The 20,692-nt window shown below is 66.6% G+C and carries 18 protein-coding genes and 1 tRNA gene; 17 read left to right on the plus strand and 2 right to left on the minus strand.

The annotated features are described in order from the left end of the window. The first annotated feature begins 13 nt into the window (after window positions 1-13). The 13 genes from AC1VTH_RS00905 (at window position 14) to AC1VTH_RS00965 (ending at window position 14,126) form a co-directional block, all read left to right on the plus strand. Window positions 14-148 carry a PASTA domain-containing protein gene (locus AC1VTH_RS00905; protein ID WP_481334255.1) on the plus strand — a complete coding sequence of 45 codons (135 nt, stop codon included), beginning with the start codon at window positions 14-16 and terminating at the stop codon, window positions 146-148. A 184-nt stretch (window positions 149-332) separates the two neighbouring features. Then, complete coding sequence (locus tag AC1VTH_RS00910; protein ID WP_481334215.1) at window positions 333-851, plus strand: ribosome maturation factor RimP; 519 nt, start codon at window positions 333-335, stop codon at window positions 849-851. A 69-nt stretch (window positions 852-920) separates the two neighbouring features. Next, entirely contained in the window at window positions 921-2,180 is a 1,260-nt protein-coding gene (gene nusA, locus AC1VTH_RS00915; protein ID WP_481334217.1) for a transcription termination factor NusA, read from the plus strand. Between the two features lie 84 nt (window positions 2,181-2,264). Continuing rightward, on the plus strand, window positions 2,265-4,904 hold the full coding sequence (gene infB / locus AC1VTH_RS00920) for a translation initiation factor IF-2 (RefSeq protein ID WP_481334219.1): 2,640 nt from the start codon (window positions 2,265-2,267) through the stop codon (window positions 4,902-4,904). A gap of 96 nt (window positions 4,905-5,000) precedes the next feature. Next, window positions 5,001-5,429 (plus strand): 30S ribosome-binding factor RbfA, encoded by a 429-nt coding sequence (rbfA, locus tag AC1VTH_RS00925; protein ID WP_293825406.1) that lies wholly within the window; start codon window positions 5,001-5,003, stop codon window positions 5,427-5,429. A gap of 8 nt (window positions 5,430-5,437) precedes the next feature. After that, window positions 5,438-6,517, plus strand: a complete 1,080-nt coding sequence (locus AC1VTH_RS00930) for a DHH family phosphoesterase (RefSeq protein ID WP_481334221.1) — start codon at window positions 5,438-5,440, stop codon at window positions 6,515-6,517. A 1-nt stretch (window position 6,518) separates the two neighbouring features. Next, window positions 6,519-7,457: a tRNA pseudouridine(55) synthase TruB gene (gene truB, locus AC1VTH_RS00935; protein WP_481334223.1), complete on the plus strand. Its 939-nt coding sequence runs from the start codon at window positions 6,519-6,521 to the stop codon at window positions 7,455-7,457. Continuing rightward, window positions 7,454-8,548 carry a bifunctional riboflavin kinase/FMN adenylyltransferase gene (gene ribF / locus AC1VTH_RS00940; RefSeq protein WP_481334225.1) on the plus strand — a complete coding sequence of 365 codons (1,095 nt, stop codon included), beginning with the start codon at window positions 7,454-7,456 and terminating at the stop codon, window positions 8,546-8,548. Before truB ends, ribF begins: the two co-directional genes overlap by 4 nt. Beyond that, a complete protein-coding gene (gene dnaG / locus AC1VTH_RS00945) occupies window positions 8,545-10,509 on the plus strand; it encodes a DNA primase (RefSeq protein WP_481334227.1) in 1,965 nt (654 codons plus the stop codon). The genes ribF and dnaG overlap by 4 nt, the downstream gene beginning before the upstream one ends. Window positions 10,510-10,714: 205 nt before the next feature. Then, on the plus strand, window positions 10,715-12,034 hold the full coding sequence (rpoD, locus tag AC1VTH_RS00950; protein WP_293825416.1) for an RNA polymerase sigma factor RpoD: 1,320 nt from the start codon (window positions 10,715-10,717) through the stop codon (window positions 12,032-12,034). Window positions 12,035-12,258: 224 nt separating this feature from the next. Next, complete coding sequence (locus AC1VTH_RS00955) at window positions 12,259-12,798, plus strand: hypothetical protein (RefSeq protein ID WP_481334229.1); 540 nt, start codon at window positions 12,259-12,261, stop codon at window positions 12,796-12,798. 23 nt (window positions 12,799-12,821) lie between these two features. After that, window positions 12,822-13,406 carry a tRNA (cytidine(34)-2'-O)-methyltransferase gene (locus tag AC1VTH_RS00960; RefSeq protein ID WP_481334231.1) on the plus strand — a complete coding sequence of 195 codons (585 nt, stop codon included), beginning with the start codon at window positions 12,822-12,824 and terminating at the stop codon, window positions 13,404-13,406. 90 nt (window positions 13,407-13,496) lie between these two features. Beyond that, the gene (locus tag AC1VTH_RS00965; protein WP_481334233.1) at window positions 13,497-14,126 is read left to right on the plus strand and encodes a hypothetical protein; all 630 of its coding nucleotides are present in this window, start codon (window positions 13,497-13,499) and stop codon (window positions 14,124-14,126) included. Window positions 14,127-14,269: 143 nt separating this feature from the next. Here the strand turns inward: AC1VTH_RS00965 and AC1VTH_RS00970 are convergent. Continuing rightward, a tRNA-Asn gene (locus tag AC1VTH_RS00970) sits at window positions 14,270-14,344 on the minus strand. A 228-nt stretch (window positions 14,345-14,572) separates the two neighbouring features. On the opposite strand from AC1VTH_RS00970, the gene AC1VTH_RS00975 reads away from it, so the two are divergent. From AC1VTH_RS00975 to AC1VTH_RS00990, 4 genes are all read left to right on the plus strand, one after another. After that, window positions 14,573-15,832 carry an EpsG family protein gene (locus AC1VTH_RS00975; protein ID WP_481334235.1) on the plus strand — a complete coding sequence of 420 codons (1,260 nt, stop codon included), beginning with the start codon at window positions 14,573-14,575 and terminating at the stop codon, window positions 15,830-15,832. A 94-nt stretch (window positions 15,833-15,926) separates the two neighbouring features. Then, window positions 15,927-16,775: an ABC transporter permease gene (locus AC1VTH_RS00980; protein ID WP_481334236.1), complete on the plus strand. Its 849-nt coding sequence runs from the start codon at window positions 15,927-15,929 to the stop codon at window positions 16,773-16,775. A gap of 27 nt (window positions 16,776-16,802) precedes the next feature. Next, entirely contained in the window at window positions 16,803-17,570 is a 768-nt protein-coding gene (locus tag AC1VTH_RS00985; protein WP_481334238.1) for an ABC transporter ATP-binding protein, read from the plus strand. Then, window positions 17,570-18,577 (plus strand): glycosyltransferase, encoded by a 1,008-nt coding sequence (locus AC1VTH_RS00990; RefSeq protein ID WP_481334240.1) that lies wholly within the window; start codon window positions 17,570-17,572, stop codon window positions 18,575-18,577. Before AC1VTH_RS00985 ends, AC1VTH_RS00990 begins: the two co-directional genes overlap by 1 nt. 214 nt (window positions 18,578-18,791) lie before the next feature. Here the strand turns inward: AC1VTH_RS00990 and AC1VTH_RS00995 are convergent, their stop codons facing one another. Further along, entirely contained in the window at window positions 18,792-20,630 is a 1,839-nt protein-coding gene (locus AC1VTH_RS00995; RefSeq protein WP_481334242.1) for a hypothetical protein, read from the minus strand. Window positions 20,631-20,692: the final 62 nt, after the last annotated feature.

Below are 20,692 nucleotides of genomic sequence, written 5' to 3' on the forward strand. Positions count from 1 at the left end.
GAAGGGCTTTGCCGTGGGCACCAACGAGGTGTCGGACGCTTCGAGGCAGGCGGGCGTTGTGGTGGGCGAGAGCCCCGCGGCGGGCCAGCGCGTCGATGCCGGTTCGACCGTCACGATCGATGTCGTGGTTGCCGAGCCGGGCGCCTAGGATGGGCCGCCGGGCATCATCACGGATGCTACACAGTTTGCATCTTGACGCTCTAGCAGGATGTTTACTACACTGGCTTGGATAGTAGGATTGACTGAGGGATGTGGGGTGGAGTTTTCGCCCCGCATCTCTTTGTCTGTAGGTAGGCCGTGTCGCTCGCGGCCACGGATTGAAGGGAGGCCCGATGACGCAGGAAGACAAGGCCGCCGCCATTCTCCAGGCCCTCGAGGTGGCCGGTGCCGCGCATGGCGTCGACGTCCTCGAGGTCGAGCTCGTTGGTGCCACGAAGGCGCCCACGGTGCGCGTCCGCCTCGACTGGATGGACGAGGCCAAGGGAACGATCTCGCTCGACGACGTTGCGGCCCAGACCGAGTGGGTCTCCGAGGTCATCGACGTCGTCGACCCGTTCCCCGGCTCCTTCACCCTCGAGGTGAGTTCCCCGGGCCTCGACCGCCCGCTGCGCCGCGAGCGCGACTTCGAGCGCTTCGCCGGCGAGCAGGTCGCCCTCACCACGAAGGCCGTTGAGGGCCGCAAGCGCTTCTCGGGCAAGCTCGTGGGCATGAGGGACGGTCTCGTCGTGATCGATACCGACGACGGCGAGCAGACCTTCGCGCTCGACGAGATTCGCCGCTGCGCCATCAAGCCCACCTTCGCCAAGGGCGAGAAGAAGACGTTCGACAAGTCGGGCGGCAAGAAGGCCTAGGGCAAGTAGCAAGACATGATGGGCGCCGCGGGCGCCTTTGGATGACACGGCCAGGAAGGATTAGCACACATGGCATCTCAGATGATGGAAGCGCTCATGGCGCTCTGCCAGGAGAAGCACATCGACGAGCTCTATCTGCTCGACCGCCTCGAGCAGTCGCTCGCGGCCAGCTACGCGACGCTCATGCACCTCGATTGGGGCGCCAAGGTCACGATCGACCGCATGACCGGCAAGATCTACGTCTACAAGCTCGTCCCCAAGGACGACTCGATGGACGAGGAGGGCAACTACACGGAGTTCGACGAGATCGACGTGACGCCCAAGGACACGAGCCGCATCGCCGCCCAGCACGCCAAGGCCGAGATCAACGCCATCGTGCGCAACGCCGCCCGCGAGCAGATCTACGAGGAGTTCTCGCAGCGCGTCGGCGACATCATCACCGGCACCGTGCTGCAGTCGACCCCCGACTTCACGATCGTCAAGATCCGCGAGGGCGTCGAGGCCGAGCTGCCCCACTTCGACCGCAAGCGCCACCCCGAGGAGCGCAACGAGCGCCCCGCCGGCGAGCGCTACTCGCACAACCAGCGCATTAAGGCCGTCATCATCGACGTGCGCGACCCCAACGCTCAGATCGCCCAGCCGGTCCGCGGCGAGCACTCCCGCCCCTCGATCGTCATCTCGCGCACGCACCCCGAGCTCATCCGTCGCCTCTTCGAGCTCGAGGTCCCCGAGATCTACGACGGCGTCGTTGAGATCCGCTCCATCGCCCGCGAGCCGGGCGTGCGCTCCAAGGTCGCCGTCTCCTCGCTCGATGATCGCCTCGACCCGGTGGGCGCCTGCGTTGGCCCCAAGGGCAGCCGCGTGCGCACCGTCGTGAGCGAACTGCGCGGCGAGCGCGTCGACGTCGTGCTGTGGGACGACGACCCCTGCAAGTGCGTCGCCAACGCCCTGTCTCCGGCGCGCGTCAACCGCGTCATCACCCTCGAGGAGGGCTTCGTCACGGCCATCGTGCCCGACGACCAGCTCTCCCTGGCCATTGGCAAGGAGGGCCAGAACGCCCGTCTCGCCGCCCGCCTCACCGGCATGCACATCGACATCAAGAACGAGTCGCTTGCCGCCGGCGTCCTGTCCCAGATGCCCGCCCCCGTCGAGGAGGCCGAGGATCTTCTCGGCGACGAGGAGGAGGATCACCGCTGCGAGTACGTGGGCCCCTCCGGCATCCAGTGCCGCAACATGGCCCGTCCGGGCTCGCGCTTCTGCGGCGTCCACGAGAAGCTCGACCTCGTAGACGGCGCCGAGGTCTCCGACGACCCCGACTCGCTCATCTAGGGCGTTCAGGCTAACCTCACACGTCCATTTCTGACACCTCGGGCATAAACCGCCCGGTACATGCCCGTAAGGAAGGTAGGCCACATGGCAAAGACCCGCGTACATGACCTTGCCAAGGAATTTGGCATGACGAGCAAGGAGATGCTCCAGCACCTCTCCGACATGATGATTCCGGCAAAGTCCGCATCGAGCGCCCTCGAGGACGCCTACGTCATGGTTGTCCGCAAGAAGATGGCGCCGATCCTCGAGGCCCGCGCCGCAGAGATCGAGGCCGCCAAGAAGGCCGAGGCCGAGGCCAAGGAGAAGGCCGAGGCCGAGGAGCGCGCCCGCGCCGAGGCCGAGCGCATCGAGGTCGAGAAGCGTCGCGAGGCCGAGCGCAAGAAGGCCGAGGCCGAGCGCGCCCGCGCCGAGGCGGCCCGTAAGAAGGCCGAGGCCGAGCGTGCCGAGGCCGAGCGCAAGCGCAAGGAAGAGGAGGAGCGCAACCGCGTCCGCGACAACGCCCCCAAGTCCGTGCCCTCGATGACGAGTCTGCTCGACCAGATTGCCCAGCAGGAGAAGATTCTCAAGGCTCAGCGCGAAGAGCAGGCCGCCAAGAAGGCCGAGGCCAACAACAACGGAGGCCGTGGCCGCCGCGGTGGCCGCCCGCAGCGCAGCGGTGCCTCCGGCGCCACCCACTCCAACAACAACGTGGCCGACTCCACGCCCGTGAGCCCCGAGAAGGCCGCCAAGGCCTCGCGCGGCAAGCACAAGGGCCACCGCGAGGAGGAGGGCGACCGTTACAGCCGCATGGCCAAGGCCGCCGAGGAGTACAACCGCGAGCGCGTCCTCGAGGAGGCTCGCGCCAGCGTCGAGGAGGCCTCGCGCGAGTCCACCGGCCGCCGTAAGAAGCGCAAGGAGCGCCGCCAGAAGCAGGCCGCTCAGGCCGCCAAGGAGCAGGCGATCGAGGAGGCCATCGCCAACGACCAGAACGTCGCCGAGATTGGCATGGTGAAGGTCCCCACGGGCTCCACCGTCGCCGAACTTGCCGAGCTGCTCAACGTCCCCGCCTCCGACATCGTCAAGCGCCTGTTCCTGTTGGGCAGCCCGCTCACGATGACCCAGTCGATGTCCGACGACCTCATCGAGCTCGTCGCCGACGACCTGGGCCGCGAGGTCAAGGTCATGACCAAGGAGGAGGAGAACTCCTTCACCTTCTACGATGACCCCAAGGACCTGCTGCCGCGCGCCCCGGTCGTCACCGTCATGGGCCACGTCGACCACGGCAAGACGTCGCTGCTCGACGCCATCCGCCACACCGGCGTCGCCGAGGGCGAGGCCGGCGGCATCACCCAGGCCATCGGCGCCTCCCAGGTCAAGATCAACGACCGCGTCATCACCTTCATCGATACTCCTGGCCACGAGACGTTCACCGCCATGCGTGCCCGTGGCGCCAAGGTCACCGACATCGTCATCCTGATCGTCGCCGCCGACGACGGCGTCATGCCCCAGACGGTCGAGTCGATTAACCACGCCAAGGCCGCCGGCGTGCCCATCATCGTGGCCGTCAACAAGATCGACAAGCCCGGCGCCAACCCCGACAAGGTGCGCCAGGAGCTCACCGAGTACGGCATCATCCCGGAGGAGTGGGGCGGACAGAACATGTTCGTCAACATCTCCGCCAAGAAGAAGATCGGCATCGACGAGCTTCTCGAGACCGTTCTGCTCCAGGCAGACGTCCTTGAGCTCAAGGCCAACCCCAACACGTTCGCCTCCGGCAACGTCCTCGAGGCCAAGCTCGACCGCGGCCGCGGCTCGGTCGCCACGGTCCTCGTGACCCGCGGCACCCTGCACGTCGGCGACGCCATCGTCGCCGGTATGTCCTACGGGCGCATCCGCGCGATGCTTGACCCCAAGGGCAACACCGTCAAGGAGGCCAGGCCCTCCGACCCGGTCGAGATCCTGGGCCTGCAGAGCGTCCCCGCCGCCGGCGACGAGTTCCGCGTGTTCACCGAGGAGCGCGAGGCACGCGCCCTGGCCGAGCAGCGCGCGCTCAAGGCCCGCATCGAGGAGCAGAACCGCGTCAAGCACGTCACGCTCGAGACGCTCTTCTCCACGATGGAGGACGCCGAGGTCAAGGAGCTCAACCTCGTCATCAAGGCCGACGTCCAGGGCTCGATCGAGGCCCTTCAGGACTCGCTCGACAAGATGGACCAGTCCGAGGTGCGCATCAACACGATCCACTCCGCCGTGGGCGCCATCACCGAGACCGACGTCACCCTGGCCGATGCCTCCAACGCCATCATCATCGGCTTTGGCGTGCGCCCCGACGCCAAGGCCCGCGCTGCCGCCGAGCACCAGGGCGTCGAGATCCGCACCTACAGCGTCATCTACAAGGCCATCGAGGAGATCGACGCCGCCCGCATCGGCATGCTCAAGCCCACCGAGGAGGAGCACCAGACCGGATCGGCCGAGGTCCGCGATACCTTCAAGGTGCCCAAGGCCGGCATCGCCGCCGGCTGCATGGTCTCCGAGGGCGAGATCAGCCGCGACGACAACGTCCGCCTCGTTCGCGACGGCATCGTCGTCTTCGACGGCAAGATTGCCTCGCTGCGCCGCTACAAGGACGACGTCAAGAGCGTCAAGGCCGGCTTTGAGTGCGGTATCAGCCTCGAGAACTACCAGGACATCAAGCCTGGCGACGTCATCGAGGGCTACAAGATCGTCCAGGTTGCCCGCACCGAGTAGGTTTGGGCTTCCCCGCAGCTCGCGGGGCCTGTGACTAGCGACTACGCGTGGGGCGGCCCCTTGGGGTCGCCCCACCCCACCTAGGCAGGAGCAGACATGAAGCAGAACGCAAATTCGCGCCGCTCCGGCGAGATCGCCCGCGAGAAGCTTGCGAGCATCCTTCTCTTTGAGGTCGCCGACCCCGATCTCGACCTCGTGACCCTCACGGGCTGCGAGGTCTCCGTCGACCGCTCGTTCGTGCGCGCCTACGTCACGTGCGAGCCTGAGCGCTACGAGTCGGTCATGGCCGCCCTCGAGCGCGCCAAGGGCCGCATCCGCTCGCTGCTTGGCCGCGCCCTCGGATGGCGCGTGACGCCCGAGCTCGCGTTCTCCATCGACACCTCGACCGACGAGGCCGAGCGCATCGCCCGCGCCCTCGAGCAGCGTCCGCCCACCATCGACGTGGAGAAGGACGAGTTTGGCTACCCCATCGCCAGCGAGGCCAGCGGGGACGAGCCTTCCGAGGACGAGTCGAGCGAGGCATAGGGGAGCGCATGGACTCTGGAGACGAGCAGCTATTTGCCGAGCAGCGCGAGAAGTTCGGGCGCATAGCGCGCCTCATCGACGAGGCGACCGAGATCGTCATCTGCGCGCACACCGACCCCGACGGCGACGCCCTCGGCAGTGGTCTTGCGCTCGAGCAGATCATCACGCAGCACTGGGAGGGCAAGCACGTCACGAGCCTTTTGGCCGATGACGCCCCCGTGCCGCGCCTGTACCGCTTCCTCCCAGGGGCGGACTGCTTCGTGCGCGCGAGCGACTACGCCGGCACGCCCGACCTGTTCATCGTGGTCGACCTGTCGGTGGCTCCGCGCCTCAACTGCGCGCAGGCCGTGCTCGAGCGTAGCGCCCACGTGGCGATCATGGACCACCATCCCTGTACCGCGCCGTTTGGCGACGTGGCCCTCATCCGCCCCGACGCCGCGGCGACTGGCGTGATCATCGCCGAGTTCGGCCTCTTCCTTGGCGCGCACATCACGCCCGAGATCGCGAACTGCCTGTTCTGCGCCATCGTCACCGACACGGGCCGCTTCCAGTACCAGAACGCCGACTCCGAAGCCTTCGAGTGCGCGAGCATGCTCGTCGACGCGGGCGCGAGTCCCTCGATGATTTCGCTCAACGTGTACCAGAGCTTCAGGCTCGCGTACCTGCACCTCGAGAGTGTGGTCATGGGTCGCATCGTGACGTTCGACCACGGTCGGATCGCCTACAGCTACGCCACGCGCAACGACCTCGAGCGCACGGGCGCGCGCCCCGACGAGTGCGACGGCCTCATCGACGTCGTGCGCAGCGTCGAGGGCTCCGAGGTGGCGCTCTTCCTCAAGGAGCTACCCGACGGCCGCGTGCGCGGCTACCTGCGCTCCAAGGGCAAGCACGACATCTCCGGCGTCGCCCGCCTGCTGGGCGGCGGCGGCCACAAGGCTGCGGCCGGCTTCACCTCCGAGGATGGCATCGACGCCACGCTCGCGACGGTGCTGCCGCAGCTCCAGGCGGTGCTCCATGCCGCCGACGAGGGACGAGACGTCGTCCCCACCAACCCGCAAATGAAACTCGAGCTTGGCAAAGGGGTCTGATATGCGTCGTGGGACGAGTGGCATCAACGCGCTCATAGGTGTCGACAAGCCCCTTGGCATGACCTCGCATGATGTCGTGGCGCACGTCCGCCGCGCGCTGGGCGAGCGCCGCGTGGGTCACGCCGGCACGCTCGACCCCGATGCGTCGGGCGTGCTCGTCGTGGGCGTGGGCCAAGGCACGCGCCTCATGGGCCTGCTCACGGCCGAGCGCAAGAGCTACATGGGCCTCGTGGTCTTTGGCTCCGAGACCGACACCGACGACGCCGAGGGCGCCGTCACCCGCACGGCCGACGTTCCCGCCTGGGCCTTCGACGAGGCCGCCGCGCGCGAGCGGCTGGCGTCGCTCGTGGGCAGCTTCATGCAGGTGCCGCCCGCCTACTCGGCCATCTCGGTGAACGGCGTGCGCTCCTATGCGCGCGCCCGCGCCGGCGAGCAGGTCGAGCTCGAGGCGCGTCCCGTGACGATTCACGCCGCCGAGCTCGTCGCCATCCAGAACGTCGATGGCGCCTGCGCCTGGCTCTGCTCGTTCGACGTCTCCAAGGGCTGCTACATCCGCGCCATCGCGCGCGACCTGGGGCGTGCCTGCGGCACGGCCGCTCACCTGGGCGGACTCACGCGTACGAGCTCGGGGTCCATCTCGCTGGGCTCGTGCGTGAACCTCGAGAGGCTCGAGGCCGAAGGGGCTGCCCTGCTTGACTCCGCGTCGCTCGACCCCGCGGCCTGCCTGGGCCTTCCCGCCCGCACCCTCACGGCCGCCGAGCTTGCTGATGCAGCCTGCGGAAAGCGCCTGCCCGTTGGCGCCGTGTCCTCGCAGGTGGCCGAGGGAGGACTCGTCTCGCTCGTGAACGAGGGCAAGCTCTATGGCGTCTGGCGCCGCGTCGGCCGTCAGCTCGTGAGCCAGACCAACTTCCCCGCGGGCATCATGGGAGTGCGCCCATGAGCGCCGAGCCACAGGCGGCAAGCCCGCTGGGCCCTGCCTGGGACCATGTCCTGAGCGCTCTCGAGCTCGCGAAGCGCCTGGTGGCGGGCCCCGCGCTCGACCAGGCGCTCCCGCATGCCCGCATTATCGGCACGGGCGAGCGCCTCTATGCCATGACCCCGCTGGGCGAGCGCATCGGCTCAGCCGCCGTCTCCTGCGTCTGCTCCGTGGGCGCCTTCGATGGTGTGCACGTGGGGCACCGTGCGCTCGTGACGTCGGCGGTGGACGAGGCCGCCGGGCGCGGGTGCGCCTCGGTCGCCGTGACCTTCTCGCCCGACCCCGCGGCGGTTCTGTCTGGACCGATTGTCAACGAGTCGCTGCTCAGCGTGGCTGACCGCGTGCGCATGCTCGCCACGCTGGGGGTCGATGCCGTGCTCGTCGTGCCGTTCGACGAGCGCCTGGCCGCAACGCCCCACGACCGCTTCCTCGTCGACTGGCTCGTGTGCCCGCTTTGCGCGGTGTCGCTGCACGTTGGCGCGAACTTCCGCATGGGCGCGGGCGGCCGCGGAGACGTTCGTGCCCTGGCCGCCGTGGGCAAGTCACTCGGCGTTGCCGTCCATGGCCACGAGCTCGTCTGCGAGGACGGGCGTGCGGTGAGTGCCACGCGCATCCGCGGCCTGCTCCACGAGGGCAAGGTCGAGGCGGCGGCCGGCCTGCTGCGCCGCTACCACCTCGTGCGCGGTCATGTCGAGCACGGCCGGGGCGAGGGCACCTCGTTTGGCTTTCCCACGGCCAACGTTCGCGTTGACGTCTCCGCCTGCCTGCCTGCCGAGGGCGTCTACGCCGCGCTCGTCTGCGACGGCTCCTCGGCCTGGCCCGCGGCCGTCAACGTCGGCGCACCGCGTTCCTTCGGGGGCGAGCAGGGCGAGCCCTTCCTCGAGGCCACGCTCGTGGGATTTCAGGGAAACCTCTACGGCGTCGAGCTGTCGGTGTCGTTTGTGGCGTGGCTGCGCGAGCCGCGCACGTTCGCGTCGCTCGACGAGCTTGAGCGCACGGTTCTGGGCAATGTCGCCTGGGTGAGGAGCTATCTGGGGGAGGGAGCGATCCTATGATCACGGACGAGGACAAGGAGCGGGTGCGCCAGGCGACCGACCTCGTTCAGCTCGTCTCCGAGACGGTCGTGCTGCGCCCGCGCGGCAACGACTTCTGGGGCTGCTGCCCCTTCCACCACGAGAAGAGCCCGTCGTTTCACGTGACCCCCTCCACGGGCCTGTGGCATTGCTTTGGCTGCAACTCGGGCGGAGACGTCTTCGACTACGTGATGCGCCGCGAGGGCCTCGACTTTCTCGACGCGGTGCGCTACCTCGCCGACCGCGCCCACATCGACATCGACGACGCCCCGCGCGGCGGCGCGCCCCGCGGCCCCAAGCGCACGCGCGTCATCGACGCGCTCGAGGCCGCCCAGTCGGCCTACGCGCTGCGCCTCATGCGCGGCAGGAGCGACGCGGCCGCCGTGGCCCGTCGCTACTTTGCGGGCCGCGGCTTCAACTCCGACATCTGCTCGCGCTGGCACCTCGGCTTTGCCGACCCCGGCGTGTCGCTCATGCGTGAGCTCACGGCCCAGGGCTTCTCGCGTGCCGAGCTCGAGGCGGCAGACCTCGTGTCGTCGCGCTCGGGACGCGCCCGCGACCAGTTCTACAACCGCGTTATGTTCCCCATCCACGACGAGCAGGGCCGCTGCATCGGCTTTGGCGGTCGCGTCATGGGTGACGCCAAGCCCAAGTACCTCAACACGCGCGAGACCAGCGTCTTCCACAAGTCAAAGCACATGTTCGCCTTCGACTACGCCAAGGAGAGCATCGCCGCGAAGGGCTACGCCATCGTGACCGAGGGCTACATGGACGTCATCTCGATGCACGAAGCGGGCTTCACCAACACGGTGGCCGCCCTTGGCACCGCCCTGTCGCTCGAGCACGTGCGCACCCTATCGCGCTTCGCCAAGACCATCGTCTGCATGTTCGACGGCGATGCGGCTGGCCAGCATGCCGCGCAGGCCGCCGTACGCTTTACCGAGAGCACGAAGGCTGCACTTACCTGCGTGGTGCTGCCCGACAACCAAGACCCCGACGAGTTCCTCAAGGCCCATGGCTCCGAGGCCATGAGCGAGCAGCTGCGCGGCGCGCGGCCCCTCATCGACTTCGTGCTCGACAAGACGCTCGAGACGCGCGATCTGTCGAGTCCGGGCCTACGCCTTGAGGCGCTCGACGAGGTGGCCAAGATCTTGGCCCCGCTCAAGGACTCCTACCTGCTCGACTCCTACGTCCAGCAGGTCGTAGGTCGCCTGGGCGTCGACGCCGAGGCCGCCAAGCGCAAGATTCGCGAGACGCCCGTCGAGGAGGTCGAGGACGCCTCGACTCGCTATGGAGCGCAGGCGCGCTACCAGGGTTGGCGTGGCCAGGGCAGGCAGGCGCGCCCGGCGTCCCCCGTCGAGGACGGTCCCAACTACGACGAGTTCGCCTACGACTACGTGCCGGAGGATTTCGGCTCGGACGTCGATCCTGCGATTGGTGCCGCCCCCGTGAAGGCTGCGCCGGCGGGGCCCTCGACCTTTGGCGACGACGCCCTCTCGACCGAGGACCGCACGCAGCTGCGCGCCGAGCGCAACCTGCTCGCGCTGCTCGCCAAGAATCCCGACGCCTTCCGGCCCTATGCCGACCGCATCTCGACGTTTAGCTGGGCTGACGCTCGTCATGAGACGATCGCCTGGGCCATCCTCGGCACGCCCGAGGGCACCACGCCCGCAGACGCCGTGAACCTCGCGACCCGCGTCTGCCCTGACGCGCCCAGGATCTTGAGCGCGAGCGAGTTCGACGCGACGAGCGGCTGGGACGAGAGCAAGAACGTCGAGTTCGTGGTGGGCGAGGCCGAGATCCGCTCGCTCGACAGGCGCATCGCCCAGCTCACGAGCGGCCTCTCCTCGGCCGACCCCGAGGCTATGCGCGCGGCGCTGGTCGAGCTGGGGCAGCTCAGGGAGCGGCGCGCCCGAGTGCGCGCGGAACAGCCGCTCGAGTAGGGCGCGCGGCAAGGCGCCGCGGGTGGGCGAACGCTCGCTTGCGGAGACGCGCGGCCGCGCGGGCCCATCTCGCCCAAGGGGGGTCGAACGGTCGCGTGGACGCATGGATTTTTCTATGTTTAAATGACATTTCCATGCTTACGCTGCATTGTTCAGGAGATACTAGAAATCATCTGTGCATCGTATGGACGTCGAGAGGAAGTCTGTGGCAACGACTAATAAGACCAAGAACGAACCGAAGCTTTCCTCCGAGCTCGAGGGGGCGCTCGGCCAGCTTGTTGAGACCGCCAAGGCCTCGGGCAGCGTCTCCGAGGACGACATCCAGGTTGCCCTGCGCGAGGTCGACGTCGATGACGACGAGCTCGAGGACCTCTATGGCGCCCTGCGCTCGCATGGCGTCGAGATCACAAGCGACGGCGACGACGTGCCCGTCGAGGACGGCTCCGACGACGAAGACTCCAACGACCGCATGGGTTCGTTCGACGATAACGACGATGACTCGACCCCCGTCGAGAAGATTCCCACGATTCCCAGCGCGCCCAAGCGCAAGAAGGGCTCGAGCCTCAAGAGCCGCCGTCGCCAGGACGCGGCCACCGTCATGCTCACCGGCGACCCGGTTCGCATGTACCTCAAGGAGATTGGCAAGGTCGACCTTCTGAACGCCTCCGAGGAGGTCCACCTTGCGATGAAGATCGAGGCGGGCACCGAGGCCGCTGAGAAGCTCGAGGCCCACGAGCGTGGCGAGCTCGAGCTCTCCCGCGTCGAGCTGCGCCGCCTCACGCGCGTCGAACAGATGGGCATGGAGGCCAAGCAGGCCCTCATCTCGGCCAACCTGCGCCTGGTCGTCTCCATCGCCAAGCGCTATGTGGGCCGCGGCATGCTGTTCCTCGACCTCATCCAGGAGGGCAACCTCGGCCTCATCCGCGCGGTCGAGAAGTTCGACTACACCAAGGGCTTCAAGTTCTCGACGTACGCCACCTGGTGGATTCGCCAGGCCATCACGCGCGCCATCGCCGACCAGGCCCGCACGATCCGCATCCCGGTCCACATGGTCGAGACGATCAACAAGCTCGTGCGCGTGCAGCGCCAGCTGCTGCAGGACCTTGGCCGCGACCCCACTCCCGAGGAGATTGGCGAGGAGATGGGCATGAGCGCCGAGAAGGTCCGCGAGATCCAGAAGATCAGCCAGGAGCCCGTGTCGCTCGAGACGCCGATTGGCGAGGAGGAGGACTCCCAGCTGGGCGACTTCATCGAGGACGCCCAGGCCGTGGCGCCTCCCGAGGCTGCGAGCGACTCGATGCTGCGCGAGCAGCTCGACCAGGTGCTCGATGGCCTGGCAGACCGTGAGCGCAAGGTCATCAAGCTTCGCTTTGGCCTTGAGGACGGTCACCCCCGCACCCTCGAGGAGGTTGGTCGCGAGTTTGGCGTCACGCGCGAGCGCATTCGCCAGATCGAGTCCAAGACGCTCATCAAACTGCGCCACCCGAGCCGCTCGAGCAAGCTCAAAGACTACATGGAGGAATAGTCCTCTCAGTGCTTGACCTTTACGCCCCGCCCAATACCAGCGAGCCGCTGCTATCGGGCGGGGCTTTCGCATGTCCTAGCCGGCGTGCCGCTCGTCCCTCTCGCGCCATCTTGGGTATGAACGGTATAGTTGAAGCTACTCGATTCGTATCAGACGCACGCAAGCCGTGCGTCACGCTGTCCGCCCCTCGCGCCAAGACGTGCGGAGCCGCTTTGGAGGTTGCCATGAGGCACAACCGTTTCGTTTCCGTACTCGTCGTGGCGCTGTGCTGCGTGCTTGCCCTGGGCCTCACGGCCTGCGGCGGCTCCGACTTCTCCGACGACGACTCAAACGCCATCGGTAGCGACATCTCCAGCCGCCTCGACGAGCTCAAGGCCGACTCGGGCGACTCGGTCGACCTCGTGAAGGACACGGTCAACACCTATGTGGGCAGCCAGCTCGAGGAGATGGGCGTCTCGGCCGATGAGCTCGTCGACGCCTACCTGCAGAGCTTCGACTACGAGATATCTGACATCTCCGGCTCGGGCGGCAGCGCCACCTGCAAGATCAAGCTCACCTGCCGCTCGGTCACGGGCATCATCGCGGACTTCCAGGCCAAGTCCAAGGGCATGACCCCCACCGAGGCCGGCGCCGTGCTGCTCCAGTGCGTCAAGGATGCCCCCGCCACCCAGCAGGAGGCCGATGCCTACTGCCAGAAGGGCTCGGATGGCTCCTGGGAGTGCCTGGAAGGCCTCAAGCAGGCGCTCGTGAAGCTCTGCTTCTAGCGTCGCCAGGTGTAGGGGTTCACATGTTCAACATCGTCCTGCTCGAGCCCGAGATTCCCGCCAACACGGGAAATATCGGCCGCACCTGCGTGGTCACGGGCTCGCGCCTGCACCTCGTGGGGCCGCTTGGCTTCTCGCTCAACGACGACCATCTGAGGCGCGCCGGCCTTGGCTACTGGCACAGCCTCGACGTTGCCACCTACGCAAACTGGGACGACTTCCTCGAGCGCTGCGGCCTTGTCGAGGGCGACGCCCGCCTGCACCTGCTCACTAAGAAGGCGCGGCGTACCTATGCCGAGTCGACCTATCGCGACGGTGACTTCCTCGTCTTTGGCAAGGAGTCGACGGGCATTGACGAGGGGCTGCTCGCCCGCATGCCCCAGCGTTGCGAGCGCATTCCCATGCTGCCAGACGCCGCCTCCATCACGGGCGCCGGCGAGTGGGCCGCCCGCAGCGGCAAGGCACGCGACCACGTGGCGCTCGCCCAGGACGTCTGCGGCAACTTCGTAGACCCCGATGACTACCGCATCAGCGCCCTCAACCTCTCGAACGCGGCGGCGATCGTTCTCTACGAGGCCCTGCGTCAGACCGGCTTCGAGGGAATGTAGCAGCTCATCGATTTAATGTCCTGCCAACGTGGTACTACTGTGGCCAAGCCCCCTTCCCGAGGCTTGGCCACTTCTTTTGGGGAGGACACCATGATCAGGTTCAGGCTCTCGTTCCTGCGTGCTGACCAGGGCATCGACGAGCTCGTCGTGAATGAATTCGAGCTCACGCGTGCGCTCAACAGCTATGTGGATGAGCACGGCCCCGCTTGCCTCATCGAGGTCAAGGAGTCGGCTACCGAGAACTACCACGTCGAGGCGGGCCCCTATGGGGCGGAGACGGACGCCGTTGCGGGTACGCGCCGCTGGCGCCGTATGGAGGGCTCAGACAGCGCCTGGGTCGAGGTCTCGGCCGAGGGCGACCCCAAGCCTGGCGACTGGAACCTCATGATCATCGAACCGTCGCACCCCAGGAGCCTCTACGAGCAGACGAGAATGGACCGCGACCTTGCCGACGCCAAGCTTAGGGTGCGCAAGAAGGAGGCTGGCTACGAGGACGAGCGGCCCCATGGCTCGCAGACCCCGTCCGAGAGTAAGCCGCGCACCATCAACGGCCGCATGGAGCTCGTCAACCCCGACGGCACATTTCCCACCGTCCTGCTTGAGCGCTTTGGCGAGGAGGAGCTGCGCCGTGCGGTGGAGGAGGAGCGCAGGCCCTCGGAGCCTCCCCGCCGCAAGGGCGGCTTCTCGCGCTACTTTGGCATCAGCATCAAGCTCAAGTAGGCGGCCGCAAGCTTGTCAAAAACGTGCGCTTGCCCGGCAACGGCGTTCTTGGCGCCGCCCTATCCCTCGAGAATCGCGATGACGCGGACGTGGGTCGAGAGGTAAAAGAAAACCCCGCCGCAAGCGACGGGGTCATCAAATTCTGGCTCCTCGGATAGGACTCGAACCTATAACAACTCGGTTAACAGCCGAGGGCTCTACCATTGAGCTACCGAGGAATCGGTACGCCTTGAAGTGCCGTGCACCCGAAGCGCGATAGCTAGTATACCTAAGCTCGAGCGACGCGCAAGCAGAAATTTGGACATTTTTTCGCAAATCTCGGATTCTTATGTGCCTTGGCCGTCTTCCGATGGCATCGCCGCAGCTCACGACTATCATGGCGTGTCGTTGATCCGCAATAATATTTTCGAACATCGTCACGGTGCCATTGGTGCCGGGGAGGTTGCATGCTCGTCTACCTCATCACTATCGCCGTCGCGCTTGGCCTGCTCGTGGCGGCCGAATACGGCTTTGCCGGCCGCCCCCGCGTTGCCCGCGCGCTGTGGGCCGCCGCCTTCGTGGTGCTGCTAGCGCCCGCGGCCCTGCGCTACGACATCGGCGTCGACTACAGCGCCACGATGGAGTCTGCCGGCTACCTCGGCTACTGGCAGCTCTACCACCTCTACGCCAACCAGCCCCCGGCGCTTGGCATGGACCCGGGCTTCTATCTGCTCATCCGCCTCCTTAACGTGTTTACCGACAACCCCCAGTGGATGTTCGCGACCATCTCCGCGGCGACCTACGCGCTCGTCCTGCGCGCCTGCAGGCGCCTGTCGCCCGTTCCCGTGCTGTCCGTGGCGCTCTTCCTCGTTGCGGGCTTCTACTTCGAGTCGTACAACATCGCGCGCCAGTGGTTTGCCATCGCCTGCGTGCTGAACGCCCTCGAGTGGGTGGGCCCCCTCGCGCTTACGCCCCATGCCTGCGGGAGGGGAGCGAACGCCGCGCGTCTGGTGGGGGAGACGTGCCCCCGACGCAGCTTCGCCCGCTACGCCCTCTGGGTGCTGCTGGGGGCCTCAATGCACCTGAGCTGCCTTCTGTGGCTGGTCGTCTGGCCCCTCACGCGCCTGCGTCTCACGCCCACCCGCGCCCTCGCCTGTCTCGTGGGCTTCGTTGCCGTGGCCTTCGCGGGCGTCCGCGTGGTGCAGGTCTTCTTCGCCCAGACGCGCTTTGGCCTCTACTTTGACCCTGCGAGCTCGGTCTACGTGGGGCCTCACCCGCGCGTGAACGCCATCGTGACCTCGGGCCTCACGTGGGCGTTCGCCCTGCTCGCACCCTACCTGGGCAAGCACCAGTCTCGTCGAGACGCCAAGTCCGCTGCCGAGAGGGGCGAGGCGCCCGGCGTAGCCATCGCGACCATCTCACTCGACCCCCTCGACTCGACGCTTCTGCTGTGCGCCACGCTCACCCTCGCCCTCAACGTCTCGGCCTTCTTCGTGCCCGCCATCGTCGACCGCGTGGCCCGCTACTTCGCGCCGATGCTCATCCTGCTCATGCCGCGCATGCTCGCCCACATCAAGGACGCCCGCCTTCGCCGCGTTTGCTGCGTGCTCGTCATCGTGGCTTGGCTCGCCGCCACCTACGTGCAGGTATTTGCCGGCGGCCAGTACGGCGTGGTGCCCTATCAGAGCGTATTTAGTGAGCGTTGCATGGCGGGGATTCTCTCGTAGGCCCTCGCTGGTATCATCCAACTATTAGTGCGCCGGCGTCATGCCCGCGCCCCGTGCCCCCGCGCGGATCTGTAAGCCCGTCAAGGAGACCCCATTGTCCCAAGACCAGACCTCGCAGGCGACCAGCGTCCCGGCCGCCGTCCCCGCGTCGCAGGCGTTCGCCAAGAGCGACCGCGCCAAGCAGAACTTCATCCTTCGCCAGCTCGTGGGCAAGGACTTCAAGCGCAAGTACCGCCGCAGCGTCCTCGGCGTCGTATGGAGCGTGCTCAATCCGCTGCTCATGATGATCGTCATGTCGCTCGTCTTCTCGTTCTTCCTGCGCTATGACTCCATCGAGCACTACCCGCTCTATCTCATCTTGGGCAACGTCACCTGGCAGATCTTCGCCGACTCCACCAACCAGGGCGTCACTTCGATTCTCGACGCGGCGCCGCTGCTCAAGAAGGTCCGCATTAACAAGACGGTGTTCCCCATCGAGCGCGTGCTCTTCTCGCTCGTGAACTTCGCCTTCTCGCTCATCGCGGTCGTGCTCGTCATGCTGTGGGAGGGCGTCATGCCCACCTGGACCGTCATCCTGCTGCCGGTCCTGCTCGTGCTGCTCATGGGCTTCTGCATCGGCATGAGCCTGCTGCTTTCGGCCCTCGCCGTCTTCTTCCGCGACGTCATCCACCTGTGGGGCGTCGTCATCCTCGCGTGGAGCTACGTCACGCCTATCTTCTGGCCCGTCAGCATGATTGCCCAGGTGCCCTACGCCTTCATGCGCGTCATCATGCTGGCCAACCCCATGTACAACTACGTGACGTTCATGCGCATGATCTTGCTGAACGGCCAGCCGCCCGAGCTCATCACGGTTGCCATGTGCGCCTTCTGGGCCGTCATCATGATCGCGATTGGCTACGCCGTCTTCCGCAAGCTCCAGCGCAAGTTCATCCTCTACATCTAGTCCACGCCGAAAGGTTGGTTTCTTAGCATGGCTGATAAGACCATCAACAACTCCAGCGAGGACTACGCCATCGAGGTCAACGACGTGTCGATGATCTTCAACATGGCGAGCGAGCGCCTCGACAACCTCAAGGAGTACTTCATCAAGCTGGCCAAGCGCGAGCTGTTCTTCGAGGAGTTCCGCGCGCTCGACCACGTGAGCTTCAAGGTTCGCCGTGGCGAGGTGCTGGGCCTGGTGGGCACCAACGGATCGGGCAAGTCCACGATGCTCAAGATCATCGCCGGCGTGCTCGAGCCCAGCGAGGGATCGGTGCGCGTCCACGGCAACATCGCGCCGCTCATCGAGCTGGGCGCCGGCTTTGACATCGAGCTCACTGCGCGCGAGAACATCTACCTCAACGGCGCCCTGCTGGGCTACACCAAGGAGTTCATCGACACCCACATCGACGAGATCGTTGAGTTCGCCGAGCTCAAGGACTTCATGGACATGCCGCTCAAGAACTACTCCAGCGGCATGGTGGCGCGCATCGCCTTCGCCATCGCCACGGTCGTCGAGCCCGACGTCCTCATCGTCGACGAGACGTTGTCGGTTGGCGACGTCTTCTTCCAAGAGAAGTGCGAGCGCCGCATCCGCGACTTCATCGAGAGTGGCAACGTCACCGTCCTGTTCGTGAGCCACTCGCTCGAGCAGGTCGAGCGCCTGTGTACGCGCTGCGTGTGGATCGAGAAGGGCCACCAGCGCATGATCGGTGACACCGACGAGGTCTGCCAGGCCTATCGAAAGCAGTTCAACTAATGGCGGCCGAGCAGGACGACGCGACCCCGGGCGCCGGCTCCATGCTTGGCCCCAAGGCCGAGCAGGACGTGGCCGAGCAGGACGTCGCAAAGAAGAGCGTCGCCGCCGTCGTCGTGACCTACAACCGCAAGGACCTGCTTCTCGAGTGCCTCGACTGCCTCTCCAGGCAGGACCTTGCTGGCTTTGCCGCAGGATATGAGCTGCAGGTCATCGTGGTTGACAACGCGAGCACCGACGGTACCGAGCAGGCCCTGGCGCCGCTCGTCGAGCAGGGGAGCATTGCCTACTACAACACCGGCGAGAACCTTGGCGGCGCGGGCGGCTTCAACTTTGGCATGCGCGTCGCGGTCGAGCGCGGCCACGACTACGTCTGGGTCATGGATGACGACTGCATGACCCACCCCGACACCCTGCGCGAGCTGCTGCTTGCCGGCGAGGGTCTAGAGGGGGAGTACGGCTACCTCACGAGCGTGTGCCTCTGGACCGACGGCACGCCCTGCTCGATGAACCGCCAGCGCCACCCGCTGCACACCACGATCGAGGACTTCTCGCCCGAGCTGCAGCCCTGCACGCTCGCGTCGTTCGTGTCGCTGTTCGTCCCGGCCGACGTCATCGCCGAGCTGGGGCTTCCCATCAAAGACTTCTTCATCTGGACCGACGATTGGGAGTTCACGCGCCGCGTCTCGCGCAGGTATCCGTGCTACGTGGTGGGCACGAGCATCGTCACGCACAAGTGCAAGACCAACGGTGCGGGCAACATCGCGCTCGACTCGGGCGAGCGCATCGCGCGCTTTCGCCTGGCCTACCGCAATGACATCGTTCTCTACCGTGGCGAGGGCGCCGCGGGCTATGCGTACGTGGCCGCCCGCGACCTCAACCACCTCGCGCGCATCCTGCTCGAGGCCAAGGGCCGCAAGCTCGAGCGCGCCCGGGCCGTCGTGGGCGGCACCCTCGAGGGCCTGCGCTTCCATCCCCAGATCGAGTACGTCAAGCGTCCCGAGAAGTAGCCGGGGCTTGGCTCTTCGGGCAATTGTCCCGATGCGCGACTACTTGGACCCAATTCGCACAAACATGAAGAGATGGCTGGCTTCCCCCCCGTGGGAGGCCAGCCCTTTGCATTTGCGTACCAGCAGCTGCGTCATGGTCTCACGTATGACAAGGGGCCGGCTTTCCCAGGCGGAAAGCCGGCCCCCGATACCAGTTCTTCGTGGCAACAGCCCGCTACTTCATGCCAAGGTGGCTTCGCCAGTAGGCTTCGCCCGTCATCGTGGGGAAGGCGTCCCTGTAGGCCTGTGCGACGCGCTCGTGCTCGAGCTGCCAGCGCTTCTTGAGAGATCGCTCGCGCGCTATGATGCGGCGGTTGCGCTCGCGGTCCATCTCACGGACGGCGGCCTTCTCGCCCGTGGCATCGAGCACGACGATCGTGCGGGTCGCGCGGGTGTCGATGTCATAGTCCACGTCGGTGAGACGCTGCATGTGGCCGGGGGTCTTGCGCAGCAGTGCGTCGGGAAGCAGGTGCTTGTCGCCCGGGATGGACTTCACGAGCTTGCCGGCAAGGCCCAGCCTGCGGTGCTGGGTGGGCTTGATCTCATCCAGGCGCGCGGCGGCGACGAGCTCGGGGTCGAGCTCGCTCACGGGCACGAACTTATCGTTGAGCTGGCCGTTCTTGCGCATGAGGGCGCTGCCGTCTGCCTCCATGAGCCACTCGGGGCCGCGCAAGTAGTCCTCAACGCCCTGCAGCAGCAGCTCGGCCGCGCCGTACTCGAGGTCGCGGCGGCGCAGCATGACGTTGCGCCAGACGCGCGTCATGAACAGCTCGGTGTTGACGAAGCCGTCGCAGGCGGCCATGACGAGGAAGTTGCGCACGTACTGATAGCAGTCGACCGAGGCACGCGGGCGCCCCTCGAAGCTCTCGTGCCACACGCAGATGCCGTTCATCGTCATGTAGGTGGGCTTCGAGCGCAGGCCGTACTCGACGTCGTCGCAGCGCACGAAGACCGGCAGGGGCAGGCCCTTCTCGCGGATGTTGGCCACCGGGATGCACGAGAACCACCAGGCGCCGTAGGCGTTGTCAACCTCGACATTCAGGCGCTCGTTCTCGACCACCTGGTCGAGGCGGTCGACGTAGAGGTCGGGCTTGACCTTGCGGTAGACGCCGCTGCGCAGCACGTGGCTCACGTCCTCGAACAGGCGGCAAGGCTGCTCGACGGAGAGCATTGCGCCGTTCACGAAGGCGTCCTTGTAGGCGTCACTGGCGAGCGCCAGCAGGTTGTAGGTGCGTTTGATGCTCTCGGGGAAGACGTGTACGTCGTCGTCCATGAGGACCACGTGGGTGAAGCCCTCGCCCGAGTCGAGCGCGGCGAGCATGCCGCGGGCAAAGCCGCCGGCGCCGCCCACGTTCTCGTTGCCGATGACCGTCACGAGGTCGTCGGAGAGGGCGTCGGCGTCGAGCGTGCGGCCGTTGTCGACCACGAACATGTGGAAGTGGCCAAAGATGGGGTCTGCCTCGCTCGCCATGCTCGAGCGCATGAGTTCGATGTTGGGGACGATGTAGTGCTCCTTCTTGAAGGTGGTAGTGGAGAGCGCGAGCTCAATGGGGCGCACGCGCCCCTCGTCCACCTGGGCCGCCCAGTGGCCGCCGTGCAGCAGGGTCCTGCCGCAGGGGAGCAGCTCGAAGGCCACGAGGTCCATGCCCGCGGTGTCGACCGTGGCACTCACGGCCGCCACCTCGCCCTCGTTGGGCTTGACGGTGATGCGCGACAGCTCGACGGTGTTCTGGGCCTCGGCCTTGGCGCCCTGGGGCATGCCCTTGACGATGACCTCGCAGGCGTCGCCCGAAAGCGCGAGGTGCAGGACGACCTCGCCGATGCCGCAGTAGGTGCGCCACTTGGCGGCGGAGCACGCGTTGAGGAAAGTCATGAAGTCGGTGGGCTCGCTCACCACGAGGGCGCCCGCCTCGTCGAAGGCGAGGGGCTTCGCGGCAAACGCGTAGAGCTCGTCGTGGCCCGCGAGATGCTCGGCGGGCCTCAGAAGGATGTTCGCTAGCTTGTGCTCGATCATGTCCGTAACTCCTGTGCGTCGTGCGTAGTCCGAATGGAGCCACAATTCGTGGCGTTGCATGC

Source organism: Parolsenella sp. (assembly GCF_982402205.1).